The organism is Paenibacillus sp. SZ31 (genome assembly GCF_012912005.1).
Lineage (GTDB): Bacteria > Bacillota > Bacilli > Paenibacillales > Paenibacillaceae > Paenibacillus.
Map to the genome: position 1 here is coordinate 62,243 of NZ_JABBEA010000017.1, position 25,908 is coordinate 88,150.

Genomic DNA, 25,908 nt, shown 5'->3' on the forward strand with positions numbered 1-25,908 from the left:
TAAAGTGAGTTGTTGGATTCTGCTCTGAGCCGAAGAGGACCGAGACAGAAGGGACGATCGCAAGTGACTCTTTTTTGACTTTTCGGGACTTTTTAGTGGGAAACTAAAAGGTTTTTTTGTTGTGTTTATTTGAAAAGAAGAAAGGAGCCATGACAGAAAATGGCGAACAAACAACCGATGAATATTGTGAAAATGAAAAAATACAAGCAGGATGGCGTGCCGCTCAGTATGATTACGGCTTACGATTATCCAACAGCACTTCTTGCAGAGGAAGCAGGTATCGATCTAATCCTCGTTGGCGATTCACTTGGCAATGTAGTGCTCGGTTATAACTCGACGCTTCCGGTGACTATCGACGACATGGTGTACCATACACGTTCCGTAGTGCGCGGGGCAGAGAAGACATTTATTGTGGCTGACATGCCTTTTATGACGTATCATGGCAGCGTGGATGAGACGCTTAAGGGTGTACGTAGACTGATGCAAGAGGGGCATGCCCATGCGGTTAAAATGGAAGGCGGAGTCGAAATAGCAGACACCGTCAGAGCAGTCGTACAAGCAGGCGTGCCTGTTCTTGGACATATCGGACTGACACCTCAATCGGTTAATCAAATTGGCGGTTACCGTATTCAGGGCAAGGATGCAGCAGATGCGAAACGTCTGATGGACGAAGCCAAAGCCTTGGAAGCTGCAGGCGCGTTCGGCATTGTGCTTGAACTGGTTACGGAAGAAGTCGCGCGGGCGATTTCGGAGGAACTGTCTATCCCTACCATCGGGATTGGAGCAGGACGAGGCTGTGACGGTCAGGTACTGGTGTTCCACGATGTGGTTCAGTATGCTTCTCCGTATACGCCCAAACGTTTTGTCAAAACCTATGGAGATGTGGGTGCATTAATCAGAACCAGCATTGAAGCCTACGTGAAGGAAGTTAAAGATCGTTCTTTCCCCGCCCAAGAGCACGTGTTCAATGCTACGGATGCTGGCGTTCTGGATCAACTGTATGGACAACGCAAGGAAAAGGTGGGAAGTAATTCATGAAAGTATTACGGACAATCGCAGAGTTAAGACAGGAGCTAAGCTTGATGCGTCAAGCGATTCGGTCCGATGCGTCCGTTGTAGGTCTGGTACCGACAATGGGTTATCTTCATCAAGGTCATGCAAGCTTGATGCAAGCAGCTAAACAACAAAGCGATATCGTGGTTTTGAGCATATTCGTTAATCCGATTCAATTTGGACCCAATGAAGATTTTGACAGCTATCCACGGGATGAAGCCAGGGATGTGGAAACAGCACGCTCACAAGGGGTAGATATTGTATTTATTCCCTCTGTTGAAGAGATGTATCCACAGGCAACGCAAACGACAGTATCTGTCTCACAACTGACGGAGCGCTTATGTGGCGCTTCCCGTCCGGGCCATTTTGACGGAGTAACGACCGTAGTCTCCAAGCTGTTTAACATCGTACAGCCACAGCGTGCATTTTTTGGGATGAAAGACGCTCAGCAGGTTGCGGTCATTCAACAGATGGTGAATGATTTGAATATGCCTGTAGAGATTGTACCTTGTCCGATTGTTCGCGAAGAGGATGGCCTTGCCCTTAGTTCACGTAATGTCTATCTCAGCGCTGAACAGCGTACACAGGCGTTGGTTCTGTCGAAGGCGCTACGTGTAGCTCAAGAAGCCGCGGATACAGGTATAGTAATAACTGCCGCAGATATTCGTCGTATCTTGCGCGAGCAGATTACGATCTCACCGCTTGCAGTTATCGACTACGCCGAGATTCAGGCTTTTCCAAGTCTGGAGCCGCTCGCAGATCAGGAAGAAGTTCAAGGACGTGACGATCTGCTCATCGCACTTGCGGTGAAATTCGGAAAAACAAGATTGATTGACAATATAAGGTTGCAAAAATTGGAGGTGCTGTCCTATGTTTAGAACACTCATGAAATCCAAAATTCACCGGGCTACAGTAACGGAAGCCAACTTGAACTATGTGGGTAGCATTACCATAGATGAAGATCTAATGGAAACATCCGATCTGATGGAAAACGAGAAAGTACAAATTGTGAACAATAACAATGGTGCACGTCTGGAAACTTATGTGATTCCAGGACCGCGCGGTAGCGGGGTCATCTGCCTTAACGGCGCAGCTGCACGTCTGGTGCAGCCCGGAGATAACGTCATTATCATTTCTTACGCCATGATGTCTCAAGAAGAGGCAAATACTCACAAACCAACGGTTGTCTTTGTAGATGGACAGAATAAACCTGTACAAACGATGAAGCAGGAAGTCCACGCAACGATTATGTAATCGACTGGTAAGGAGAATGAAATCGGTCCTTGAAGCAAAAAATGAGTACAGGTCACTGCACTAATCCATTTTTTCAAGGGTGGGGATGCATCGATGTTCCAGCATGTTTTCGCAGAAATGAACGACATGTTAGATGAAATTATCAAGAGCTATCCTTCCGCTGAAGGCCTGAACAAACAGGAATTGCAGCAAAAGTGGAACTTGCTTAAGCGGATGAGTGACGGAATGCTGGATGAATGGCTGATGTTTGAAGAAAAGATGAGCCAAGTGCGGGAGCGGGAGATGGATAAGCCCGCTTCCCTTGAACCGGAACAGGAAGCTGTTACCGCTCTGCCTGAACTCCATCTGGAATATTTCAGTCGGGGTCAGGGTTATTTCAAATTACAGATGTATCCGCAGGCGATCATGCAGTTCTCCCAGGTTGTGACCGACCATCCGGAGAGTGCATTGACTCGTTTTTACCTGGCGCTCGCGTATCTGAATCTGGAACAAATGGCGGAAGCCGGGACACATTTGCAGCAGATCATGTACCTTAAGGGTTCACCTCGCTTAAAGGGGCTTGTATGTAACGCTCTGGGCTGTATTCAAGCCAAGCTTGCGAATCCGGAAGCTGCATGTTCACTCTTTGCACAGGCCCTTCAGTATGACCCGACATTGACCGAACCACTGTACAACATGGAAGCTTGCAGGTTGAACAGGGGAAAATTGCAATATGCAAATCAGCTGACGACCCTTCATTAAGCGGGAATTCGGCGACCAAAAAACGGTGTTCCCTCCTCTGGCATAGCGGCGGGAACACCGCTTTTTTGTCAGTTAATTTTCAAATCCCCTTTTTTTTGCTATGCTGTAACATAGACTGGAATGGAAGGGACCGTACATTGCAATGAAATTTGCCGTATTGGATTTCGAAACAACCGGCACGCAGTCCGACGGTGAGATTATACAGGCCGGACTTGCCATCATAGATCATGACTACAGCATAACTCAAATATATAGTTCTTATGTGAACCCTGGTGTCCCGATTCCCCCGTTTATTTCGGGGTTAACGGGTATTACCGATGAAGATGTGGCGGGCGCTCCTTCACTCGAAGAGATGATGATGGAGATGGTTCCGCTACTTAACGACGTCGTTCTTGTTGGACACAACGTTGCTTTTGATTTTCACTTTTTGCAGAATGCTCTGGACCGTTGCGGTTATTTACCGTTCACTGGCCGTATTCTGGACACGATTGATTTTCTGAAGATTACGTTCCCATCACTTGGTTCTTATCAACTTGGTTATGTGTCTTCGGAATTTGGCTTTCAGCATGATCGCCCTCATCAGGCAGACAGTGATGCACTCGCGACAGCCTATGTGCTGCTCAAATGTCTGGATGAGTTAAAGGAATTACCGCTCATAACGATTCAGCGGCTCAGTGACCTGTTTGCACCAGAAGACAGTGATTTGGGTTGGTTCTTGGACGGGATGCGCAGTGAGAAGGAAGCAGAGCCGATTCAGGATCTGGACGGACATACCTATTATCGTCAGCTTGCTCTTAATGTGAGTGATTGGACCGATATTGGTGCACCACGTGATGAGCGGGAGGGTAATCCCCTTGACGGTGTAAGCTTCGAACAGTTTATGGATCAGGTTCGGGAGAACCTGAAGGATACGCTGGATCATTATGAAGAGCGCGAAGCGCAGACTCAGATGTTCAGCAGTGTAAGGCAGGCTTTGGATGAAGAGAAACACCTCTTGATCGAGGCTGGAACAGGCACAGGGAAATCTCTGGGTTATCTGTTGCCTGCTATTTACGAAAGTGTGAAGCAAGAACAGAAAGTCATGGTCAGCACGCATACGATCAACCTGCAGGAACAATTGAGAGAGCGGGACATTCCGATGCTGACCCAAGTGGTTCCGTTTCCGTTTAAGGCTGCTGTATTCAAAGGACGTGGACATTACTTGTGCCTGCGCAAATTTGAACACAAAATCAATAAACGTGAATTCGCCACACCGAAAGAGGATTATTTCACAGCCGCTCAGATGATCGTCTGGCTTACGCAGACTGAAACCGGAGATGATGAGGAACTTAACCTTAGCGGGCGCGGTGGGGACTTCTGGGAGACCGTACAGAGCGAATCCGAGTCTTGTCTGGGAAGATCCTGCCCATGGTTCCGCAAATGTTTCTACCATCGCGCCAAACATGAGGCAGGGTTGTCTGACATCGTAATTACGAATCACTCCAAATTATTTACGGATGTCAAAGCAGCACATCAGTTGCTACCAGCCTATGAGAGTCTTGTGATCGATGAGGCACATCATCTTGAAGACGTGGCTGGTAAGCATCTAGGAATGCATATGAAATATTTCACCTTGGTTCATACACTGACCCGTCTGTTTAAAGACAGTCGTAATGGTCAGCTACCTATGCTTCGTTCGCAATTATCCGGGCATGAAAATTCGGTGCAATGGGGCTCCATGGTGGATCAGATGTTCCCGCTCGCTCTTGAGGTCAAGGAGCTATGGGATCGCATGAGTGATGCCCTGTTCGGTCTGTTGCCTGAACGAAGTGATGCTTCACCAGGAGAAACAGGACAATTTTCCCTGCGTCTGAAGGCATCTCAGAAACCGGCCAAATGGCAGGAGTTGCAGGATTTGGAGAACCAAATTCATGTGACACTGGGCGATTTGGTTCGCAAAGGGGACAAATTGCTGCTTGAGGTGAAAGAAGATCAGGATGATTATCAATCGGATAGCCTGATCACGGATATTACAGGATTGCTGAAAGATCTGACCACGTTGAAGGAGAATCTACGTTTCTTCATGCGTATGGATGATGCCAAAACGGTGTACTGGATGGAAGCCAGCGGCCAGTTCCGCAGCAAATCTCTCCAGCTGTATGCCGTACCTGTAGATGTCAGTGCACAACTTAAGGATTTGTTTTTTGATAAAAAGAAAAGTGTTGTGCTTACATCGGCTACGCTCTCTGTGGATAAGTCATTCCAGTTCATGATCGAGCAGCTTGGATTGCAGGAAGCCGCCGAGAATAATCGGCTATTAACGTCGATGCTGCCATCACCTTTCAACTATCGCGATCAGGCACTTCTGGTGATTCCACGTGATTTCCCGAGTGTGAAGGGCAGTGTGGGTGATGCGCACTTTGTCAATATGCTGGTGCAATCACTGGCAGAGACCGCAATTGCCACGCGTGGACGCATGATGGTTCTGTTTACTTCATACAAGATGTTGCGACAGGTCTATGATCCGCTAAAAGAAGCTCTGTCTGGTAACGACATCTCGTTGCTAGGGCAAGGTGTGGACAGTGGAAGCCGCTCCAAGTTGACTCGCAGGTTCCAGGACGCCAAAGCTACGGTGCTTCTGGGCACAAGCAGCTTCTGGGAGGGTGTAGATATCCCTGGTGATGCGCTGACGTGTCTAGCTATTGTGCGATTGCCTTTCCAGCCGCCGAATCATCCGTTGGTGGAAGCCAAGAGTGAGTTGCTCCAGGAGCAGAAGAAAAATCCATTCCTGAAGCTGTCTGTGCCGCAAGCGGTCATTCGTTTCAAGCAAGGATTTGGCCGATTGGTGCGTACCGCGAAGGACAGAGGAATTGTGATTGTCTATGATACACGTGTGATTGAAGCGTACTATGGCAAATTCTTTTTATATTCATTACCTGGTCCCAAAATGGAGCACATGCTCACAGAGCAAATGGTTCCACGAATTACCGAATGGTTGGAAAAACCTGCTAAAGAACAAGAATAATCGTTGTTTGGTTCGTTATATCATTGCATGACGCTACAGTTTGGCGTTAAACTTTATGAGATCTTTCCGTTTGCGAATAAAGAAGTTGCACGTAAGAACTTATAACCTAAATTACAAGGAGCATTCTGTATAAAAAGTCACTTCTATCTTTGAATTTATACAGAATGCTCATCTTTTCATCTATTATTTTATCGTGGGCTTGGTAAGGGGGAGCAAGAATGAAATCGGATAAAATTTCGGAAGCGGTGGTACGACGTCTGCCTGTATACTTGCGTTATTTGAGCGAGTTGCATCAGCGTGAGGTGGCTACGGTGTCTTCTCAAGAGCTTGGACAGAGGCTGGATCTGAATCCGGCCCAAATTCGTAAAGACCTGGCTTACTTCGGTGATTTTGGTCGTAAAGGGATCGGGTATGATGTATCCTATTTGATCGAGAAAATTCGTCACATTCTCAAAATCGATCAGCAAATTAATGTAGCTCTGGTAGGCGCGGGTAACCTCGGACAGGCCTTGTCCAACTACAACGCATATCTGAAAGACAACATGAAGATTGTTGCTGTATTTGATGCATATGGACCGAAGATTGGTAGTCAAATCAACAGTTTGACGGTAAAACCAATGAATGAATTGACGGAAGCAGTGAAAACGGATAACATCCGCATCGGCATTATCACGGTTCCGGATACGGAAGCCCAAAATGTAGCCGATCAACTTATCGAATCGGGAATTGAAGCGATCCTCAATTTTGCACCAACAATTCTAAAAACACCGCCGCATATCCGCATTCATCATGCTGACTTTACGACGGATCTGCTTAGTTTGGCCTATTACTTGGAGACTGGAAAGGACGACGAGGAAGATGACAACAAATAGATGGGTAATTCACAATGGGAAATTTGCCGTTAATGAAGGTGCAACATGGAATGTGGTTCAAGGTTACATGGTTGTTGAGAATGACAAGATTGTGCATATTGGTGAGACATTGCCGGATGGAGACGAAAATTGTACCAAAGTGGATGGAAAAGGACTGTTCTTCCTGCCGGGTCTGATCAATACGCATGGTCATGCAGCGATGTCGCTGCTCAGAGGTCATGGAGACGATCTTGCGCTGCAAGTATGGTTACAGGAAAAAATGTGGCCAATGGAAGCGAAAATGACTTCACAAGATGTATATTGGGGAACTTCGCTATCGGTGCTTGAAATGTTGAAAGGCGGAACCACCGCTTTCCTGGACATGTATGATCACATGGATCAGGTTGCCAAAGTGGTGGAACAATCCGGCGTTAGAGCAGCACTGGCACGTGGTGTAATCGGGCTGTGCTCGGAAGAAGAGCAATTGCGGAAGCTGGAGGAGTCGGCTGCATTTGCGCGTGAGTGGAATGGACAGGCAGATGGTCGCATTACAACCGTAATCTCGCCACACGCACCATATACATGCCCTCCAGACTACATAGAGAAGCTTGTACAGGTCGCGAACGACCTAAACCTTCCCCTTCACACACATATGTCGGAAACGCTTCGTGAAGTCGAGCAGAACGTGGCTGATTATGGACTGCGTCCTGTGGCACATCTGGAGAAACTGGGCTTTTTCTCCCGTCCATCTCTGGTTGCACATGCGGTGCATCTGAATGACGAAGAGATCGAGATTCTGGCCCGTCATGATGTGGCTGTGTCCCATAACCCGGGAAGTAACCTGAAACTGGCTTCCGGTGTTGCTCGTGTACCCGCTTTGCTGAAAGCAGGAGTTACCGTGTCACTCGGAACAGACGGACCGGCAAGCAACAACAATCTGGATATGTTCGAGGAAATGAGACTCGCTGCATTGATCCACAAAGGCGTGTCTGGTGACCCGACGGCAGTACCAGCAGGCGAAGCGTTATTACTTGGAACTTCATATGGCGCCAAATCCATCTTCTTGAACAATACGGGAGTGCTTCAGGTTGGCATGAAGGCTGACTTTATCGCCCTGGACATTGAACAGGCACATTTCTATCCACATACAGACCTGATCTCACATACGATCTACTCGGCTTCTGCCAAAGATGTGGAGCATGTATGGGTGGATGGAAAACAAGTGGTGAAAAATGGCGAATGTCTGACGCTGGATGAAGAGCGCATTTTGCGTGAGTCTCAATTGGCATTTGATGGTCTGCTTGCTCGTTAATTGCAGGACAGCGCATCATAGGGAAAGGAAGTTCGGCTTTTGAAGAAAAAAAAGAAGTGGATATGGATTTCGCTCCTTGCACTGGTTCTGATTCTGTTTGGACTTCAGCGTTATTACGTCTATGTCACGCAGGACCAGCGCAAAGAAGAAGCGCTTGCCATACTGGCAGCACAGGAGCAACTGGGCATTACATCCTATGATGAATTGCGAAAGTACATCTGGGGAGATAAAGAAGGCTCTGACAACATCTACTGGACCCTGATCGGCAAAAATAAGGATAACCAGGATGTCATGGTCTGGGTTAAATTCGATGCAAACAATCAACCTGCCACAGGGGCAAATGCTATACACAGCGAACTGCTGCAGAATGGTATGACCGAAGCGCAGATCCGCAATCGTTTCAGTTCTGAAGTTCCTGCGGGTGAGATTAAGCGAATCATGCCCGGAGTTGTGAATGGGATATATGTGTGGCAAGTGTATTATAAGGACGGCACTCATAACCACTATCGCTTTTATCGTTTTAGCAACGGAGAACAGGTGGACCTGGTCTACACTCTCCCGAACAGCTAGAAACAATTACAAAGAACCGGCAGACGGATATCCGACTGAACCGGTTCTTTGTGTTGTCTGTAAACATATTTGATTTAAATAAATCAATTTCATAATACCTTTAGCTGCTTCAATCAAGGGTAGATATAGATCAAAACGATTCAATTTGTCTATATCTAGTTACAAAAATCTATTTTTAGTGAGTTATGAAAATGATTTAAATAGTTAAAATTAATAATTTATTCATATTTTCGCCTTCGAAATTGTATATACGATGTGATATACTCAGATATGTACTCAAAGTTACATTGCAAACAAATAATCCTGTCAAAATTTTCGCAGGAGTCTATGTGCACATATTCGTATTATACCAAAAAGCCAGTAGGTTAGGCCAATATCTGGGAGGGGTAATTCACTTGAAGCTAAAAGTATTGCCTATTGCTTTAACTGCCGTCATTTCAGCCGTTGTGTTGTTTGGAGGTTGGTTTGTGTATCGTCAGGTGGCTATGCAGAATCCGATTGAAAAGATGGTTACCCAGTACGATGGAGTCAATGACGTTCAATTAACTATTAACCGCAATGACGTACAATTGAAACTGGATCTGCAACCCGATGTTGATTTGGGCAGACTGGTACAATACATTCACAAAGAAGGACAGACCCTGATTGGAACACGTTCACTAAAGTTGGATGTTGTGGATCATTCCAGTGAAGCACTGGAAAGTTGGTGGGGTGATGCGATGTTTACCGTAGCTCAGGCGATGGAGAACAAACAGTACACCGAGATTACACCAACGTTGTCCAAGATGGCGACCAATGGAATTAAGGTAAATACAGCGATGGATGACAACAATGTATATGTTAGTCTCAGAGACGGAGATGCCAGCAAGTTTATTATTCTGCCGCGTGTGCCCGGTCAGATAGGAGTGTGGCCTAATGCCTAAGTGGACAAAAGAAGTTGCCATTGGATTTTTTCCTGTGTTGATTATTTTCCTTGCTTTTACTGGTGTTAATATTGTTCCGATTCTGATTGCAGCGGTGCTTGTCGGAGCTTTGCTGTTCATGATGCAAATGCGCGGCGGGATAACCGTAGGCGCAGCACAGGAACGTAAACGGAAGAAAAAAGGACCTTCCAAACTTACTTTTGAAGAAATTGGAGGTCAGGACAGTGCCAAGCAGGAATTGCGTGAAGCACTCGACTTTCTCATCAAACACGAAGAAATTCGGAAGTTCGGGATTCGTCCGTTAAAAGGCATCTTGCTGACGGGCCCTCCAGGGACAGGGAAAACGTTGATGGCCAAGGCTGCTGCCCATTACACGGATTCTGTTTTCGTAGCAGCATCGGGTAGTGAGTTTGTGGAAATGTATGTTGGTGTGGGTGCCAGCAGAATTCGGGATTTGTTCAAGGACGCGAGAACCCGTGCGACCAAGGAAAATAAGGAAAACGCCATTATATTTATCGATGAGATCGATGTTATCGGGGGGAAACGTGAAGGCGGTCAACAGCGTGAGTATGATCAGACGCTGAATCAACTCTTGACGGAAATGGATGGAATCTATTCTTCTGACACACCGAGAATTCTGGTTATCGCTGCAACGAACCGCAAAGAAATGCTGGATAGCGCTCTGACGCGTCCGGGACGTTTTGACCGTCATATTCAAGTGGATTTGCCGGACAAGAAGGGTAGAAAGCATATCCTGGAACTGCATGCGGTGAATAAACCTCTGATGGAGGAAGTGAATCTGGAGAAGACTGCGGAAGAATCGTATGGTTTCTCCGGTGCACAGCTTGAGAGTGTTATGAACGAAGCGGCAATATACGCCATGCGGGACGGGTTGTTAAACATTGAACAGCGGCACTTGTCCCTGGCTATTGATAAAGTCATGATGGGTGAGAAGACAGACCGTGAATCCAGTGTAGAAGAGAAGAAAAGGGTCGCCATCCATGAGTTGGGACATGCCATTATGGCTGAACTCGTTCGTCCAGGAAGTGTAAGCCAGGTGGCTCTCAGTCCGCGTGGGCAGGCACTGGGATACGTACGTCATAACCCTCAACAGGAACAGTTCCTTTATACGAAGCGCTTTCTGGAGGAGCAGATCATGATTGCACTCGGAGGGGCAGCTGCGGAGGAAATGTATTACGGTGGACGTTCCACTGGGTCACGTAATGACTTTGATCAGGCGACCAATGTGGTGCAGACGATGATGGCTTCCGGGTTGACTTCACTTGGTATTGTGAACATGGATATGGTTACAACCGAGGAGCTCATGCGGGAGAATAAATTGATTTTGCAAGAACTTATGGAGCAGACGAAACGGTTGCTTGAAGAACAACGGACAATATTCGACAATTCCCTCGACATCCTGATTCGGGAGGAAGTATTGTCTGGGGAGCAATTTCGTTGTCAATTTCGTGACAGTGCCCTTTTACCAGCATAATTTATTTATGCTGGTTATTTTTTTTTACATTTCACTCGTGCTAAGATATTATTATATGTTGGGTCGAAATTTGTAATTTTCGGCGAACAGGGTACAATAGAGAAATAGAGAACCGAAAGGATGGAGCAGAACCATGTTTTTCAAAAAAATAGGAGTTGTCGGTGGCGGTACGATGGGACAAGGTATTTCCCAGATGCTCGCAGCCAAAGGACTTGATGTGCTTCTCGTGGAGCATACAACACAAAAGCTGGATCATGCATATGACATGATCGAAACAAACTTGGATAAACAATTAGAGAAATGGGCGATTACAAAAGCGGAGAAGAAATTGATCCTTTCCCGTATTACCAAGGTAGCTCATTTAGCTGAACTTGGAACTTGTGATATGGTCATTGAGACGATCTCAGAGGATCTGGATGCGAAAAAAGCAGTATTCAGCCAACTGGACCAAGTTTGCCCAAGCAATGTCATTCTGGCAAGTAATACATCCACGCTGAGTTTGACCGAGCTTGCAAGCTCGACCAAATACCCAGAGCGTGTTATTGGTATGCACTTTATTCACCCGGTATCCCGGGTTGATCTTGTAGAGATTATTCGTGGACTGAAAACTTCGGATACGACATTCGAAGAGACCAGACGTTTTGTAGAAGAAGTAGCGGACAAAAAAGGGGTTATGATCTATGAATCCCCTGGATTCGTAACTTCCCGTCTGATCTGCCTGCTGATTAACGAAGCATTGCATGTATTACAAGAAGGTGTTGCATCTGCTGAAGATATCGATGATGCAATGCGTATCGGATACAACTTCCAACATGGACCACTCGAAATGGCTGACCGTTTCGGATTGGATTCTGTTGAAGCTGCACTCGAAAGAATGTTCCGTGAATTCGGAGAATTGAAATATCGTCCTTCCACAGTCCTGAAGAAAATGGTGCGTGCAGGACACCTGGGTGTTAAATCAGGCGAAGGATTCTTCAAGTACGACAAGGATGGTGACCGACTGTGAAAGTACTCGTAATTAATGCGGGGAGTTCCTCGCTCAAATATCAACTGTATAATATGACTGACGAATCTGTACTGGCTAAAGGTCTGGTAGAGCGGATCGGAATGGATTCTTCCATTCTGACGCACAAACCGACAGGCCGTGAGGATGTTACAGAAGTTAGCGAAATTCTGGAACATACAACAGCGATCCGTAAAGTCATCGATATTTTGACTGACAAAGAAAACGGTGTGTTAGGTTCCGTAAGTGAAATTCAAGCTGTTGGACACCGTGTTGTTCACGGTGGTGAAGCATTTAAGGAATCTGCATTGGTAGATGATGCTGCCAAAGCTGAAATTCGCCGTCTGTTCGATCTGGCTCCACTTCATAACCCGGCAGCCATGATGGGTATCCGCGCGGCAGAGTCAAATATGCCAGGTGTGCCTCAGGTTATGGTCTTCGATACGGCTTTCCATCAAACGATGCCGGAAAAAGCATATCTGTACGCTATTCCGCGTGTACTTTACAAAAAATATAAAGTACGTCGCTACGGCGCACATGGTACTTCCCATGATTTCGTAAGCAAAGCAGCTGCTGAGTATTTGGATCGTCCAGTAGAAGATCTGAAAATCATCACTTGTCACGTGGGTAACGGTGGTAGTGTAACAGCAGTTAAAGGTGGCGTATCCGTGGATACTTCGATGGGTATGACTCCGCTTGAAGGTCTGATGATGGGAACGCGTTCTGGTGACCTTGACCCAGCCATCGTACCTTATGTAATGAACAAGGAAGAACTGAGCGTAAGCGAAGTGAACTCCATGTTGAACAAACACAGTGGATTGCTTGCAATCTCCGGAATCAGCAGTGACATGCGTGAGATTACGGAAGGTATGGAGAATGGCGATGCCAACTCCACGCTTGCTTTTGAAATGTACGAATATCGTCTGCGTAAATACATCGGTTCATATGCAGCTGCAATGAACGGTGTAGACGTGATCGTATTCACGGCTGGTGTAGGTGAGAACTCCGTTGTTCTTCGCCAAAAAGTATGTGAGCAGCTTACTTATCTGGGTGTTGAACTGGATGAAGCGCTGAATGCCATTCGTTCTGGCGAACCACGCCGGATCACAACAGCGAATTCCAAAGTGGAAGTTCTCGTTGTGCCAACAAACGAAGAATTGGTCATTGCACGCGATACACACCGAATCGTATTGAATTCTCAGTAATCTAACTGTAAAGTAAATATAGAATGACAAGGAAGTGCAGAGGACAGGCATAAGCCTGCCCGCTGCATTTTCAAATTCAGGAACCAAGGGGAGATATGGGCATGAATACGAATTGTGTAATTCGTAATGTGAACGAGCATGTGGGCGAAACCGTAACAATCGGTGCCTGGATTAACAACAAACGTTCCAGCGGTAAAATTCAGTTTTTGCAGCTACGTGATGGAACCGGATATATCCAAGGGGTTGTTGTGAAAAGTGAAGTTAGTGAAGAGATCTGGAACAATGCCAAGAGCCTGACACAAGAAAGCTCTTTGTATGTTACAGGTATTATTCGTGAAGAGCCTCGCAGTGCGTCCGGTTATGAGATGACAGTTACTGGGGTGGAAATCATTCACCTGACTGAAAACTATCCAATTACGCCTAAAGAACATGGTGTTGATTTCTTGATGGACCATCGTCATCTGTGGCTCCGTTCTACGAAGCAACGTGCAGTTATGGTGATTCGTGCAGAGATCATTCGTGCTGTTCAGCAGTTCTTTGATGGTAACGGATTCACGCAAGTTGACCCTCCGATTTTGACACCATCGTCTGCGGAAGGAACAACGAACCTGTTCCACATCAAATACTTTGACGAAGATGCTTATCTGACGCAAAGTGGTCAATTGTATATGGAAGCAGCAGCTATGGCGCTGGGCAAAGTATATTCCTTTGGTCCAACATTCCGCGCTGAGAAGTCCAAAACACGTCGTCACTTGATTGAGTTCTGGATGATTGAGCCGGAAATGGCATTTGTAGATCACGAGGAAAGTCTGCGAGTGCAAGAGAAGTTTATCGCTCATGTCGTTCAATCCGTGGTGAAAAACTGCCGTGCAGAATTGGAATCCATCGGTCGTGACGTATCCAAACTCGAAGGCATCGTAGCTCCATTCCCGCGTATTACGTATGATGAAGCGATTGAATTCCTGCATGGACAAGGCTTTGATATTCCTTGGGGAGAAGACTTTGGTGCACCACACGAAACAGCGATTGCTGAGAAGTACAATACACCTGTCTTTATCACACATTACCCTGCTGGAATCAAAGCTTTCTATATGAAACCAGATCCGAATCGTCCTGAAGTTGTTCTCTGTGCGGATATGATCGCACCAGAAGGCTACGGAGAGATTATTGGTGGTTCGCAGCGTATCGATGATCCGGAATTGATGCAACAACGCTTTGAGGAGCACAACCTTTCGGATGAAGCTTACCAATGGTATCTGGATCTACGTAAATACGGATCGGTTCCTCACTCCGGTTTCGGTCTGGGATTGGAGCGGACGGTAGCATGGATCTGTGGATTGGATCATGTACGTGAAACAATCGCATTCCCACGTATGCTCTATCGTCTGTACCCTTAATGCTTAACCGAGGAGCGTCTATGGAAGACACCACATCCAAAGCATGGTTGGATGGAGCAGCTTATGGCATGACTTCGGGTACAGCCCATCTGCCGTATGCCTTGTTACGTTATTATCACCAGCTTGGCCTATCAGATGCAGAAGTGCTTCTTCTGATTCAACTGTTAGGGTTTCGTCAGGCAGAGTTCAATGAGTTTCCCACGCTTGAAGAGCTTGCGGGACGCATGGGACTTGCACCTGAAGGCATTGCCAGAATGTTGCAACGTCTGATGAGGGATGGTTATATCGCGATAGACGAGCACCGTGATGAGGAACGTGACATCCAGTATGAGCGATATGATTTACATGGATTATATGCCAAGCTCGCAGCGTGCACTGCCGAAGAAGTAGCCGCATACCGTGCGGAGCAGCTGAGCAGCAGTACAGCACGTCAAGATTCGAACAGTGTTCAAAAAGAAGAGGAAGAACGGAACATGTTCTCCATCTTCGAAAAAGAATTCGGACGTCCTCTCTCTCCAATGGAGTGCGAGACGATATCCAGCTGGTTGGATCAGGATCGTTATCAAGAAGAGTTGATTCTCATGGCTCTGAAGGAAGCGGTTTTTGCAGGCAAAGTACACTTCCGGTATATCGATCGAATTCTGCTTGAGTGGAGTCGCAATCGTGTCAAGACCGTTCAAGACGCGAAGGCGTACACGCAACGGTTTCGTAATGGTGGACGTTAATTTAAGTGTAGGCAGGAATAAGAAACAGGCCAGAAGTCATTCTGTGCCTGTTTTTTTTGGATTATAGATTGGATGAGTTATCAGCGGCACCAACCTTTCAGGCAATGAATTCACTTTTTAAAATAATTTGATGGATCACGCAGGGGTTAACACACAAGCTGTCGTCTATTGTATTGGAGAGGAGGGGAGAGTTATTGATGAAGCGCGCGTAATCGAACAAATCCGTCAAGGAGATACATCCCAGATGCGTACTCTGATTGATAAGTATAGCCAGCATGTATATCATGTGGCCTATTCCGTACTCAGGAACGATCAGGAAGCACAGGATGCAGCTCAGGAGGCGTTCATTCAGATGTATAAGTCTCTCCCCGACTATCGTTCCGAAGGTTTCAAAACGTGGTTAACTCGAATCGCCTTTCACAAAGCGATTGATGCCAAACGCAAGCTGGGCAGACGAACTGCTGAGGATCTGGGTGGAGAAGAAAAAATAATCAATATGCCCGGACGGGATGAAGACGTTCTTGCCCGTCTCGTTCGTGAAGAACGTCAGGATAAACTTCGCGAACGAATTAATCAGTTGCCTGCTCAGCATCGTGACATTATTACTGCGTATTATTTAGGTGAAAAAAATTATGAGCAGATTGCCAGTGAGGCACAGGTGGCTGTGAAGACCGTGGAATCCCGCTTGTATCGTGCCCGGCAGTGGATTCGGAATCATTGGAAGGAGGATGAATGGCGTGAGTAAACAGGAGAAGTATACCACTGCACAATGGGCTGATTATATTGAAGGCCATATGAGTGAAACTCAAGCGAACCGAATGGAACAGCTTCTGATGGAAGACCCGGATGCGATGGACAGCTATCTGGAAGCGCTCGGTATCCATGGGGAGCTGCCTCCGTTACATGACCCGACAGGGTTTGCGGATTCAGTTATGCATCGGATTGAGGGTATTCAACCAACCAAATCACAACGAAAATCCCGCGCTGGACGAAACCGACGCTGGCTTGAACATAAAGTGTTTCATTATGCAGTAGCGGCCTGTTTGACATTGATCTTCCTCTCGTCTGGACTTTTTGACAAGGTAGCCCCTTATCACAAGTTCCAGGATGGCGACCACAGAGGGTCTTTTACGGAGAAATGGACGGAGGCAGCCACTTCATGGCTGGATAACTTCAAGCCTAAACCATAAATGGTTTCGCATTGCCTGAAAAGAAAGGATGACGACTGTGCACTCAGATCGTAACAAATTACTCGCATTTCTATTAAACCTGATACCCGGTCTTGGTTTTATGTATTGGGGTCGAGCTGCAAGAGCCGTGATCTATCCATTGCTTTTCTTTGGAACAGCTGTAGGTTCTTTTATGCTAGCCATGGTCATTAATGAACAAGATTTAATGATTTTCGGTGCACTTTGTGCGGCTTTCTTCTGGGGGATCAGTATGCTGGACATGATTATTGTTCTACTCCGTGCGCCTTCTGCACGAGATGCTCATTACAGGGGATACGGAGCACATTACGGACCACAACATCCAGGAGCAGCCTATCAGGGAGCACACATGGGTCAGCAAGGGCCCATGGAGCATATGCATGAAGATGAGCTGCATCAGCATCCCGGTAATGAATATGGTGAACCTGAGGCTCCCTATGGTCAACCGATGTATCGAAAAGGCAGTGAGGGTGAACGATTCTTCACTATTTTGCTCTCATTTGTTCCGGGATTGGGACATCTTCATCTGGGATTGTTACATCGCGGGTTGTCGTTCCTAATGGCGTTCTTTGGTTCATTTGCCATGATGGTTTTTGTGGCTTCGATCACCAATGAATCGGTATTTCTGATGTTCTTACTCATTCTGCCTGTAATATGGGTATACTGCATGTTTGATGCGGTGCAGCACGTCCACCGTAAGCAGGCTGGTGAGGTGTTACAGGATCGGACATTATTCGAGGAATTGGAGATGGGCAGAGTAGCCGGACGACGTAGCAAAGTGCTTGCAACGCTGCTATCTGCTTTTCCAGGTGCAGGTCATCTATATCTGGGATTGCAAAAAAGAGGCATGCAATTGATGTTCCTGTTCCTGGGCAGCATCTATGTTCTTGATCTGCTGCACTTATCGGTGTTTCTGTTCATGATTCCACTGGTCTGGTTCTACAGCTTCTTTGACGGGCTCCAGTGCTCCAGTCGATATGGACGCGAACCATTGGTTGATCAGCCGATCTTCAAGGATTGGGCCCGCCATCAGCGACTGATTGGATTCGGGATTGCGGCGCTGGGTCTATATTATCTGACGATCAGGCTTGTCATTCCACAGCTGAATGAGCTGTTCCCTGATGCATTTATGACATACGAGATCCGTTCCTATTTGAACACTGTCATTGTATCCTTTCTGCTCATTTTTGGCGGCTTGAAGCTGCTGTTTGGTAAGCAGCGGGGAGCCGGCACCAATCCTGCGGTTCATCGGAGTGACGAAGAAGCAGATAGCCTCTTTTTATTCAAGGATCGGGATGATCGACTGTAGAGTGACCTAAAGAAAAGTTACACTGACACTACGATGACAGAGCAACCTTCTAATCGCTGTTATCCCCAGATTTTATCGATTTACTTTTCCAAAGGTTAAAATCCGGGGATAAAGGCGAACGCTTCGCTTTTTCAGGTTTTCTCTGTCCTCTCCGTTATCGTGTAAATGATTAGTTCATCTTATGTAGCACATACATGTGTGCAAAGAAATCATCCCTCAACATAAAAACACGCCAAGGGCTATGTATATCAGCCTCTGGCGTGTTTTTATGTTATGCAGCTTTGATTTCGGACAAATGATTGCTATTTCGTAGCACCCTTCAGCAGAAGTTGACGATACATCACTTCGAACAGGAACTCGAACGCTTCCAGATGACGTTTCGCTTCAAAAGCATCTTTACCCCAGGCATAAATACCGTGGTTCCGAAGCAAGATCCCTGGTACGTTGGCATCAAGTACACCTGGCACCAATTCAGCGATAGATGGAATATCTGCAAAGTTAGGCAGGACGGGTACACGAATCTCTGCATTTTCTTCCCAGATGTTGAAAGCCTTAATCAACTCAATGCCTTGAATCGGTACCTGACCCTCAGCGCCAAAGAATTCGCTAATCAGGTTGTTAAACACGGTGTGCACGTGGAATACAGCGCCACAACCAGTCAAACGATAGATTTCACAGTGAATCAACGTTTCGGCACTTGGTTTCAACGTTGTTGTCTCAATCGCTTTACCATGTTTGTCCACAAAAAGAAAGTCTTCCGGTGTGCGAAGAGATTTGTCTTTGCCTGAGGCGGTAACCGCAAAATAAAATTGCTCTGGATCAAAGTCTCCTACACGCATCGACAGATTGCCACTTGTTCCAGGGAACCAGTTACGACTGGCGAACAACGCTTTAATATCAGCCAGTTCTTCAAGGACCTGACGTTTGTGTTCCAATGTAATCTTTTCAAAGCCCATCGTTTACAGCACTCCTTGTGTTTGCTTCTGTTTCATATCTTCGATGATATCGTAAAAGGTAACGAATGGCACATGGTCTACACCCAGCTCAATACATTTGTCCGTTAAAATAGAGCGGGAGTAGACGAGATCGGCAATCTTTGCACCTTCAAAATCCGTCAAACTGTCTCCAATGAGGATTCGGTTGTATTGTTCTTCCGGGAAGGTACGAATCACGGTTGTTTTGCACATGCCGCAGCCGTTCTCACAAGGAGGTTGGCAAGGGTTGGGCCATTCAATCCGAATGGTTTCACCCGAGAAGTCAGCTCCATTGCAATAGACATGATCCTGCGGGATATGGAATGGTGCGAGTAACGGCTCGATAAAGAAGTCCATACCACCGCTGGTCACATTGAATTCGATCCCTTCGCTGCGAACGTAGTCAAGAAACTCGCTGAATCCTTCACGGATCCCCGCTTGTCCAAGCACAAATTCCAGAATTTCATCTTTCTGCGATGCAGGCAACAGAGCAAACATGGCTCCAACGCCTTCACGCAGCGAGATTTTTTGCTCAATCGTATCTTTCATAATCGCTTCAATGCCCTCAGGTTTGAAATGTTTCATGATCGCTACGATGTTGTCCGAGAACGTAATCGTTCCGTCAAAGTCACAGAAAATGACTGTTTTCTTATCACTTCTCATCGTTCGCCACCCCACAGATCCAATGCGCTTTTCAGCTCCGGATGCTCGGTTGCATATTGCGCGAGTGGAATGGAACGCTGAGCTGCCTCAATGGCTTGCAGGAATGCACGTCCACCTGCCTCAGTGCCCATAGGATGCCCGTGAATACCGCCACCAGCATTAACGATGACATCTGTGCCAAAGTCGCGCAAAATAAGCGGTACAAGGCCTGGATGAATTCCAGCTGAAGGCACTGGCATACTGGTTCGTACAGGCAAATCAGCTGTCAGCAATTGCTCCGTGATCGCCATATTTTCTTCCTTAGGCATCGTTACTGATCCGTAAGGGGAAGGGAAGAGTACCAGATCGGCACCAGCAAGACGCATCAACTGGCCAAGTACAACCGAAGCCGACATGCCATAATGTGGTGAAGGATACAGTGCTCCTGCAAGAGCAGGGTGAGCCATAATCGGCACATTGATATCTGGATCACTGCTAAGTTCATGCAGGACATCATATCCGTAGGACAATACGTTGAACAGCAGGGCATTGGCTCCTGCACCAATAGCGCGTTCAGCTTGTTGCTTCAGACGAGATGTAGGTCCTGTAAGATTGGTTGCATACAGAAGTTTCTTGCCGGTCTCCTGGCGTGCCTGTTCGGCAGCTTTCATGCAGACCTCGACTCTTTTTTCGATAGGTGTCAATTTATTCTCAAACAGAATCTCATCGTCCTTGATCAGATCAACGCCCCCAAGGGCCTGACGAATAAATTGTTCACGCAGTTCATCTGCATCCAGTCCGATAACTGACTTGAAGATACTCATTAAAAGTGGACGATCATCCACACCAAGCAGATCACGAACACCATTCAGTCCAAACTTGGGTCCTGGGAATGCACTGAGGAAGCCATCCGAGAAACCAAGCTTTGTAAGTTTAATTCGGCCATCCATTGAGATTTTGCCAAAGACCGTCACGAGCAGGGCAGGGATATCACGGCTGAAGTTAACATCAGGATATCCGATGGTAATATCGGCGTAACGCTCACCCGCAGCTATTCCTTCAGCTTCATGTACTTCTACGCTGATGACTTCCCCCAGATGCTTTTGCATCGCTTCACGTTGGGCTTGCGGTAACTCCGTCCAGCTACCCACGGTCATGCCAATCGCGATGGATTGAGCCTTCTTGCGAAAGTCTGCATGATCATCATGCAGACGATATGTGGCTGTGCACATGTTATTCATTTTAAATCCCCTTCCAAAGCAGCTCCCATCTCCCGTGAGCGCTCTGCACAGCGGTTGACGGCTGCGATTACAGTTTCAAAGAAATCTCCTTCGTCCAGCGTTTTCAGTGCTGCTTGCGTTGCCCCTCCTGGGGACGTCACATCACTACGAAGCTTCATCGGTTCCAAACCGGTTTGTTGTACCATACGTGACGCGCCCAGCACGGTCTGAACAGTGAGATCACGAGATTGCTGGCTGGATAAACCACCACGAATACCTGCGGCAATCATGGCCTCCATTAAATAGTATACATAAGCAGGGCCGCTTCCGGAAATCCCTGTGAGCACTTCGAGTTTATCTTCAGGTACGATGGTCACGATACCAACCGCTTCAAACATGGTCATCACCGTACTGCGCTGCTCATCCGTAATCTCCGCAGAGAAGGCAAGCCCTGTTGCACCAAGCCCAATGGTACTGGATGTATTCGGCATGGTTCTGGCGATCGGCTGTTTACGACCGAGCAAGGACTGCATCGTGCGGATTGACAATCCGGCAATGACAGACACGATCAGTTGATCAGGTGATAACAGCGGACCAAGCTCGCGCAGCGCTGCGGCAGCATCTTTGGGTTTCATACAGAGTACAATGACCGGAGTGGAGGCAAGGTGATCCAAGGATTGCGAGGCAGTTCCGGTATGTACAGCATAACGGGTGCTGAGCTCCTCCTGACGTTTCTGGTTGCTGCGGTTCAGCATCGTAATATCCTGAGGACGAACGACTAGGCGGGAGATCAGTCCGCGCACGATGGCTTCAGCCATCGCGCCTGCTCCGTGGAAAGTAATCTTCTGTTGTAGTAACGTCTGTTGCTCTTGACTCATATTTATCGTTCCTCCTATATAACTGGTGCTGGGATATTATTGACGAATCTGTCCATTGCCTGTAATCCGATATTTGGTTGATGTCAGTGCTGGTAGTCCCATCGGTCCACGAGCATGCAGTTTCTGAGTACTGATTCCGATTTCGGCTCCATAGCCAAATTCAAATCCGTCGGTGAAACGTGTGGATGCATTGTGATAGACGGCTGCTGCATCCACATCATGCATGAAGCGCTCTGCATGGGCTGTATCCCGGGTTACGATACACTCGGAATGTTTGGTTCCGTAATGTGCGATGTGCTGCATCGCTTCATCCAGGTTCTCGACCACCCGGATATTTAAAATATAGTCGTTGTACTCGGTCGCATAGTCTTCCTCGGTTGCCTCAAGGGCAGAAGGAACAAGACGGCGCACCGTGTCGCAACCTTTCAAGACCACATTGGCCTCACGGAATTGCTCGGCAAGAGCAGGCAGATGCTCTTCCGCATATGCGGAATGCAGCAGCAACGTTTCCATGGAGTTACATACGGATGGACGTTGTGCCTTGGCATTGATGGCGATTTCGGCTGCCATGACCGGATCAGCTGATTCATCTACATAGGTATGACAGATGCCGGCCCCGGTTTCAATGACAGGTACGGTTGCATTGGCAACCACATTACGAATGAGCGAAGCCCCGCCGCGTGGAATGATGACGTCTAGCAGTCCGTTCAACTTGAGCATTTCATCCACGGAAGCACGATCCGCATCCTCAACCAGTTGCAACGCATCAGCAGGCATGTCTGTTGTTGCCAGTGCCTGATGCAGCACTTCCACAATTTTACGGTTGGAGGACAGGGCAGAGGAGCCGCCGCGCAGAAGTACTGCATTGCCTGTTTTGAGACATAGTCCAGCTGCGTCTACAGTTACATTAGGACGCGCTTCGTAGATGATGCCAATCAGGCCAATCGGCACTCTTAATTTTTCAACATGCAATCCGTTTGGACGGGTGAATGTCTCCAATACTTCACCGACTGGATCAGGCAGATTCGCAATCTGACGTAATCCTTCAGCGATGCCAGCAATGCGCTCCTTATTGAGGGCGAGCCGATCCAGCATGGATTCCGGCGTGCCTTGTTCTCTGCCTCGTGCCAGATCTTCGACGTTTGCCGTAATGATGGCATCCGTCTCCGCAATCAATGCATTTGCCATGACACGCAGGGCCGTATTTTTCTGTTCTGTATTCAATCGGTTCAGCTGTGGAACCGTAGCTTGAGCTTTGCTGGCTTTTTCTCTGACTTCACTCATCGTAATTCCTCCTCATATATATAAAGTTGAAAATTTCGACCACTATATAGCTTCATGTTTATTTTAACGTAATCCACTCGTCTCTATGAATAACCTCGAGTCTGTGGATGCTAGCAAGTTGTTTCATCACTTCGCCGCTGGGGAGTCCGGCAATGAGTCGAAGCTGGTCATCATCATAATTGACAATACCGCGACCGAGCAAGGTTTCATCCATGGCAATGACCTCAACGACGTCTCCGGCGTGGAAGGTTCCCAGTACCCGCTTGACGCCTACAGGCAGAAGACTGTGCCCCCCATGAACAAGTGCCTCTTCAGCACCATCATCGACAACGACTGTACCCAGCGGAGTAGACATGAAGCCGAGCCACTGCTTTTTACGGGATAGCGAAGCGAGTCGTGTCTCAAAGTAAGTTCCTTTGCCCGTGCCATCAACCGCCTGCTGCATATCTCCAGGTTCTTTCACACTTCCCACAAATACGGGTACGCCTCCACGTGTAGCAACCTTGGCCGCATCGACTTTGGATCGCATGCCACCTGTGCCAACCGATGATCCTGAACCACCGGCAAAAGCGTAGATCTCAGCCGTGATTTCGGGGATACGGTCGTAACGTACGGCAGACGGATCTTTACGCGGATCTGCGGTGTACAGCCCGTTGGTATCGGTAAGAATGATCAAATGCTGTGCCTTCACCAGGTTCGCAACCAATGCGGACAACAGATCGTTATCACCAAACTTCAATTCATCCACCGATACCGTATCATTCTCATTAAAAATCGGAATCACTCGCTGTTTAAGCAGCTCTTCTACGGTCATACCTGCATTCCCCATACGTTTACGACTGTGAAAGTCTGTTCGGGTTAACAGAATTTGCGCCGTAGTAACGCGGTGCGCTGCAAAAGCCTGTTGATATGCCTGCATCAGTAATGCCTGCCCAACGGCCGCTGCGGCTTGTTTCTCATGTAGCAGTTTGGGGCGCTGAGGATAACCGATCTCCCGGAATCCGGCCGCTACTGCTCCAGAGGTGACCAAGAGTACTTCATGACCCTGATCAGCCAATGCTGCGATTTCTCCGGCAAAAAAAGTGATCGAACTGCGATCCAGACCGCCTTCTTCCGTTGTAAGCGAGCTGCTTCCAATCTTAACTACAATACGTGAAGTCATGGTTTCACTTCCTTAAACATGATTAATAAGTGCTTCTGGAGCAGGCTTTAGCGGGTACAAAAAAAACTCCCGCCCTTTAGTTAAAAAGGACGAAAGTTCGTTACTTCCGCGGTACCACCTTTATTGATGATTAGATCATCCGGCTTCATGCCCTGTAACAGAAGGCACTGTCCTGTACGTAACAGGCCGCTCAGGGGTAGGTTTCAGAGAAGAGTCGCGGTAAATTCTTTCAGCAGGGTGGAATTTACTCTCTGGGCGCGACTGATATTCTCTTACTGGTCCCGTCATCACGTTTCGTTCAATATTTCTTATAACATACCATGGAAACTTGGCATATGCAAAGGGGTTATGGTCCTGTAAATTACTTGAATAAATTCAGCTTGCCAATCCGCTCTACAGCTTCGCGTAATCGGTTTTCATCACTTAGCAGTCCTGCGCGCACATAGCCTTCACCATGCGAACCAAAACCAATACCTGGGGCTACGGCCACCTTGGCTTCTCGCAGTAACAAGTCTGCAAATGAAGCGGAGGTAAAACCGGCAGGTACAGGCAACCAGCTGAAGAATGAACCCGCTGGTTTCGAAGCTAGCCAACCAATGGAGGAAAGAGCGTCATAAAACGCATTGCGTCGGGATTCGTAACGTGAAACGAGTGAAGTAACACATTCCTGAGAGCCGGTAAGTGCTTCTGTTGCCGCAGCTTGAATTCCACCGAAAAGACTGACATAAATATGATCCTGAAGCAGATTGATTTTAGAGACAATCTCTGCATTACCAAGCGCGAATCCAACACGCCATCCAGCCATATTGTATGTTTTGGATAACGTATAGAACTCAATACCAACTTCTTTGGCACCAGGGGCTTGCAGGAAACTTACGGGACGATGTCCGTCAAATCCAATCGCACCGTAAGCAAAGTCGCTGGCAACGACAATTTGATTTTGAATGGCAAATTCAACCGTATCTTCGTAGAACGAAAGGGGTGCCGTTGCTGACGTTGGATTGTTAGGATAGTTCAGGAACATCAGCTTGGCCTTCTCCCGATCTTCGGCTGTAACAGCTTCGTAATCCGGCAGGAATGCATTGGACTCGAGCAAAGGCATAAATGACATGTTTGCTTTGGCGAGTGCAACACCAGACCAGTAATCCGGGTAGCCCGGATCGGGAACAAGAACGGTGTCGCCGGGGTTAAGCAGTATCTGTGGTAACTGAACCAGACCTGTTTTGCCCCCGAACAAAATGGCAACTTCAGTCTCTGGATCCAGATCAACGTTGTAATCTTCCTTATAACGTTTGGCGACAGCTTCCTTCAGGAAAGAGTATCCTCTAAAGGGTGAATATTTGTGGTAGAGGGGATTTTCAGCCGACTCTTGCAGTGTTTTCACAATATGAGGTGGTGTAGGTGTATCTGGGTTCCCCTGACCCAGGTTAATCACGTCATGTCCACTTGCGATTTCGCGATTTACATTTTGAACAAGGGTAGCAAAAAATTGCGTTGGCAGCTGTGTCATCACATCAGAAGTCGGTATCGTAAAAGCTGAACGAGCAGATGTATGGTCTGAATGGGTCATTATATTCATCACTCCGGTTATTAATAATGGCAAATAGTTCTCATTAATTTATCACGTCAATCCCGAGCTGTATAGAGGGAAATCCACTTGGTTATGCAGTAAATGGCAGTCAAGAGCGGTGTATTGTA

At 47.3% G+C, this 25,908-nt stretch carries 24 protein-coding genes and 1 other annotated feature; of the genes, 17 read left to right on the forward strand and 7 right to left on the reverse strand.

Annotated features, from left to right (window positions below; all coding sequences use genetic code 11):
- Nucleotides 1–159 precede the first annotated feature (159 nt).
- The 17 genes from panB (at nucleotide 160) to HF638_RS24180 (ending at nucleotide 18,050) form a co-directional block, all read left to right on the forward strand.
- Nucleotides 160–1,038: a 3-methyl-2-oxobutanoate hydroxymethyltransferase gene (gene panB / locus HF638_RS24100; protein WP_169482484.1), complete on the forward strand. Its 879-nt coding sequence runs from the start codon at nucleotides 160–162 to the stop codon at nucleotides 1,036–1,038.
- Nucleotides 1,035–1,931, forward strand: coding sequence for a pantoate--beta-alanine ligase (gene panC / locus HF638_RS24105; RefSeq protein ID WP_169482485.1), 897 nt, complete (start codon nucleotides 1,035–1,037; stop codon nucleotides 1,929–1,931). The genes panB and panC overlap by 4 nt, the downstream gene beginning before the upstream one ends.
- On the forward strand, nucleotides 1,924–2,307 hold the full coding sequence (panD, locus tag HF638_RS24110; RefSeq protein WP_017687742.1) for an aspartate 1-decarboxylase: 384 nt from the start codon (nucleotides 1,924–1,926) through the stop codon (nucleotides 2,305–2,307). Before panC ends, panD begins: the two co-directional genes overlap by 8 nt.
- A gap of 93 nt (nucleotides 2,308–2,400) precedes the next feature.
- Nucleotides 2,401–3,048, forward strand: a complete 648-nt coding sequence (locus tag HF638_RS24115) for a tetratricopeptide repeat protein (protein ID WP_169482487.1) — start codon at nucleotides 2,401–2,403, stop codon at nucleotides 3,046–3,048.
- Nucleotides 3,049–3,190: 142 nt separating this feature from the next.
- Nucleotides 3,191–6,052, forward strand: coding sequence for an ATP-dependent DNA helicase DinG (gene dinG / locus HF638_RS24120; protein ID WP_169482488.1), 2,862 nt, complete (start codon nucleotides 3,191–3,193; stop codon nucleotides 6,050–6,052).
- A gap of 218 nt (nucleotides 6,053–6,270) precedes the next feature.
- A complete protein-coding gene (locus HF638_RS24125) occupies nucleotides 6,271–6,924 on the forward strand; it encodes a redox-sensing transcriptional repressor Rex (RefSeq protein ID WP_062835163.1) in 654 nt (217 codons plus the stop codon).
- Complete coding sequence (locus tag HF638_RS24130) at nucleotides 6,911–8,215, forward strand: amidohydrolase (protein WP_169482489.1); 1,305 nt, start codon at nucleotides 6,911–6,913, stop codon at nucleotides 8,213–8,215. The genes HF638_RS24125 and HF638_RS24130 overlap by 14 nt, the downstream gene beginning before the upstream one ends.
- 39 nt (nucleotides 8,216–8,254) lie before the next feature.
- Nucleotides 8,255–8,785 carry a DUF5590 domain-containing protein gene (locus HF638_RS24135; RefSeq protein ID WP_169482490.1) on the forward strand — a complete coding sequence of 177 codons (531 nt, stop codon included), beginning with the start codon at nucleotides 8,255–8,257 and terminating at the stop codon, nucleotides 8,783–8,785.
- A gap of 395 nt (nucleotides 8,786–9,180) precedes the next feature.
- Nucleotides 9,181–9,708, forward strand: a complete 528-nt coding sequence (locus HF638_RS24140; RefSeq protein WP_062835160.1) for a hypothetical protein — start codon at nucleotides 9,181–9,183, stop codon at nucleotides 9,706–9,708.
- Nucleotides 9,701–11,203 (forward strand): AAA family ATPase, encoded by a 1,503-nt coding sequence (locus HF638_RS24145; protein WP_076331410.1) that lies wholly within the window; start codon nucleotides 9,701–9,703, stop codon nucleotides 11,201–11,203. The genes HF638_RS24140 and HF638_RS24145 overlap by 8 nt, the downstream gene beginning before the upstream one ends.
- Before the next feature lie 133 nt (nucleotides 11,204–11,336).
- Entirely contained in the window at nucleotides 11,337–12,209 is an 873-nt protein-coding gene (locus HF638_RS24150) for a 3-hydroxyacyl-CoA dehydrogenase family protein (protein WP_145322417.1), read from the forward strand.
- The gene (locus tag HF638_RS24155; protein WP_169482491.1) at nucleotides 12,206–13,411 is read left to right on the forward strand and encodes an acetate/propionate family kinase; all 1,206 of its coding nucleotides are present in this window, start codon (nucleotides 12,206–12,208) and stop codon (nucleotides 13,409–13,411) included. Before HF638_RS24150 ends, HF638_RS24155 begins: the two co-directional genes overlap by 4 nt.
- Nucleotides 13,412–13,512: 101 nt before the next feature.
- A complete protein-coding gene (asnS, locus tag HF638_RS24160; RefSeq protein WP_017687752.1) occupies nucleotides 13,513–14,808 on the forward strand; it encodes an asparagine--tRNA ligase in 1,296 nt (431 codons plus the stop codon).
- 20 nt (nucleotides 14,809–14,828) lie between these two features.
- Nucleotides 14,829–15,533 carry a DnaD domain-containing protein gene (locus tag HF638_RS24165; protein WP_082762797.1) on the forward strand — a complete coding sequence of 235 codons (705 nt, stop codon included), beginning with the start codon at nucleotides 14,829–14,831 and terminating at the stop codon, nucleotides 15,531–15,533.
- Nucleotides 15,534–15,777: 244 nt separating this feature from the next.
- Nucleotides 15,778–16,278: an RNA polymerase sigma factor gene (locus HF638_RS24170; RefSeq protein ID WP_248278253.1), complete on the forward strand. Its 501-nt coding sequence runs from the start codon at nucleotides 15,778–15,780 to the stop codon at nucleotides 16,276–16,278.
- Nucleotides 16,271–16,723 carry a hypothetical protein gene (locus tag HF638_RS24175; RefSeq protein WP_169482493.1) on the forward strand — a complete coding sequence of 151 codons (453 nt, stop codon included), beginning with the start codon at nucleotides 16,271–16,273 and terminating at the stop codon, nucleotides 16,721–16,723. Before HF638_RS24170 ends, HF638_RS24175 begins: the two co-directional genes overlap by 8 nt.
- A 28-nt stretch (nucleotides 16,724–16,751) precedes the next feature.
- Entirely contained in the window at nucleotides 16,752–18,050 is a 1,299-nt protein-coding gene (locus HF638_RS24180) for a multi-tm2 domain protein (RefSeq protein ID WP_169482495.1), read from the forward strand.
- 302 nt (nucleotides 18,051–18,352) lie between these two features.
- Here the strand turns inward: HF638_RS24180 and HF638_RS24185 are convergent, their stop codons facing one another.
- The 7 genes from HF638_RS24185 to HF638_RS24215 all read right to left on the reverse strand — a co-directional run bounded on the left by HF638_RS24185 (nucleotide 18,353) and on the right by HF638_RS24215 (nucleotide 25,780).
- Nucleotides 18,353–19,006 carry a methylthioribulose 1-phosphate dehydratase gene (locus tag HF638_RS24185; protein ID WP_076331415.1) on the reverse strand — a complete coding sequence of 218 codons (654 nt, stop codon included), beginning with the start codon at nucleotides 19,004–19,006 and terminating at the stop codon, nucleotides 18,353–18,355.
- A 3-nt stretch (nucleotides 19,007–19,009) separates the two neighbouring features.
- Nucleotides 19,010–19,687, reverse strand: coding sequence for a 2-hydroxy-3-keto-5-methylthiopentenyl-1-phosphate phosphatase (locus tag HF638_RS24190; protein ID WP_169482497.1), 678 nt, complete (start codon nucleotides 19,685–19,687; stop codon nucleotides 19,010–19,012).
- Nucleotides 19,684–20,907 carry a 2,3-diketo-5-methylthiopentyl-1-phosphate enolase gene (locus HF638_RS24195; RefSeq protein ID WP_211175768.1) on the reverse strand — a complete coding sequence of 408 codons (1,224 nt, stop codon included), beginning with the start codon at nucleotides 20,905–20,907 and terminating at the stop codon, nucleotides 19,684–19,686. The genes HF638_RS24190 and HF638_RS24195 overlap by 4 nt, the downstream gene beginning before the upstream one ends.
- Nucleotides 20,904–21,764, reverse strand: a complete 861-nt coding sequence (gene proC, locus HF638_RS24200) for a pyrroline-5-carboxylate reductase (RefSeq protein ID WP_169482499.1) — start codon at nucleotides 21,762–21,764, stop codon at nucleotides 20,904–20,906. The genes HF638_RS24195 and proC overlap by 4 nt, the downstream gene beginning before the upstream one ends.
- A gap of 36 nt (nucleotides 21,765–21,800) precedes the next feature.
- Nucleotides 21,801–23,048, reverse strand: coding sequence for a glutamate-5-semialdehyde dehydrogenase (locus HF638_RS24205; RefSeq protein ID WP_169482500.1), 1,248 nt, complete (start codon nucleotides 23,046–23,048; stop codon nucleotides 21,801–21,803).
- A 58-nt stretch (nucleotides 23,049–23,106) separates the two neighbouring features.
- Nucleotides 23,107–24,210, reverse strand: coding sequence for a glutamate 5-kinase (gene proB / locus HF638_RS24210; protein WP_169482502.1), 1,104 nt, complete (start codon nucleotides 24,208–24,210; stop codon nucleotides 23,107–23,109).
- 82 nt (nucleotides 24,211–24,292) lie between these two features.
- Nucleotides 24,293–24,507, reverse strand: a binding site (T-box leader).
- A gap of 64 nt (nucleotides 24,508–24,571) precedes the next feature.
- Nucleotides 24,572–25,780 carry a pyridoxal phosphate-dependent aminotransferase gene (locus HF638_RS24215; protein WP_169482504.1) on the reverse strand — a complete coding sequence of 403 codons (1,209 nt, stop codon included), beginning with the start codon at nucleotides 25,778–25,780 and terminating at the stop codon, nucleotides 24,572–24,574.
- Nucleotides 25,781–25,908 lie beyond the last annotated feature (128 nt).

Coding starts and splice junctions, on each gene's coding strand:
- HF638_RS24145 (WP_076331410.1), top strand. CDS start 9,701: ATGCCTAAGTGGACAAAAGAAGTTGCCATTGGATTTTTTCCTGTGTTG.
- HF638_RS24195 (WP_211175768.1), bottom strand. CDS start 20,907: ATGAATAACATGTGCACAGCCACATATCGTCTGCATGATGATCATGCA.
- HF638_RS24125 (WP_062835163.1), top strand. CDS start 6,271: ATGAAATCGGATAAAATTTCGGAAGCGGTGGTACGACGTCTGCCTGTA.
- proB (WP_169482502.1), bottom strand. CDS start 24,210: ATGACTTCACGTATTGTAGTTAAGATTGGAAGCAGCTCGCTTACAACG.
- panC (WP_169482485.1), top strand. CDS start 1,035: ATGAAAGTATTACGGACAATCGCAGAGTTAAGACAGGAGCTAAGCTTG.
- HF638_RS24190 (WP_169482497.1), bottom strand. CDS start 19,687: ATGAGAAGTGATAAGAAAACAGTCATTTTCTGTGACTTTGACGGAACG.
- HF638_RS24215 (WP_169482504.1), bottom strand. CDS start 25,780: ATGACCCATTCAGACCATACATCTGCTCGTTCAGCTTTTACGATACCG.
- HF638_RS24150 (WP_145322417.1), top strand. CDS start 11,337: ATGTTTTTCAAAAAAATAGGAGTTGTCGGTGGCGGTACGATGGGACAA.
- HF638_RS24130 (WP_169482489.1), top strand. CDS start 6,911: ATGACAACAAATAGATGGGTAATTCACAATGGGAAATTTGCCGTTAAT.
- panB (WP_169482484.1), top strand. CDS start 160: ATGGCGAACAAACAACCGATGAATATTGTGAAAATGAAAAAATACAAG.
- proC (WP_169482499.1), bottom strand. CDS start 21,764: ATGAGTCAAGAGCAACAGACGTTACTACAACAGAAGATTACTTTCCAC.
- HF638_RS24180 (WP_169482495.1), top strand. CDS start 16,752: ATGACGACTGTGCACTCAGATCGTAACAAATTACTCGCATTTCTATTA.
- dinG (WP_169482488.1), top strand. CDS start 3,191: ATGAAATTTGCCGTATTGGATTTCGAAACAACCGGCACGCAGTCCGAC.
- HF638_RS24185 (WP_076331415.1), bottom strand. CDS start 19,006: ATGGGCTTTGAAAAGATTACATTGGAACACAAACGTCAGGTCCTTGAA.
- asnS (WP_017687752.1), top strand. CDS start 13,513: ATGAATACGAATTGTGTAATTCGTAATGTGAACGAGCATGTGGGCGAA.
- HF638_RS24205 (WP_169482500.1), bottom strand. CDS start 23,048: ATGAGTGAAGTCAGAGAAAAAGCCAGCAAAGCTCAAGCTACGGTTCCA.
- HF638_RS24115 (WP_169482487.1), top strand. CDS start 2,401: ATGTTCCAGCATGTTTTCGCAGAAATGAACGACATGTTAGATGAAATT.
- HF638_RS24170 (WP_248278253.1), top strand. CDS start 15,778: ATGCGTACTCTGATTGATAAGTATAGCCAGCATGTATATCATGTGGCC.
- panD (WP_017687742.1), top strand. CDS start 1,924: ATGTTTAGAACACTCATGAAATCCAAAATTCACCGGGCTACAGTAACG.
- HF638_RS24165 (WP_082762797.1), top strand. CDS start 14,829: ATGGAAGACACCACATCCAAAGCATGGTTGGATGGAGCAGCTTATGGC.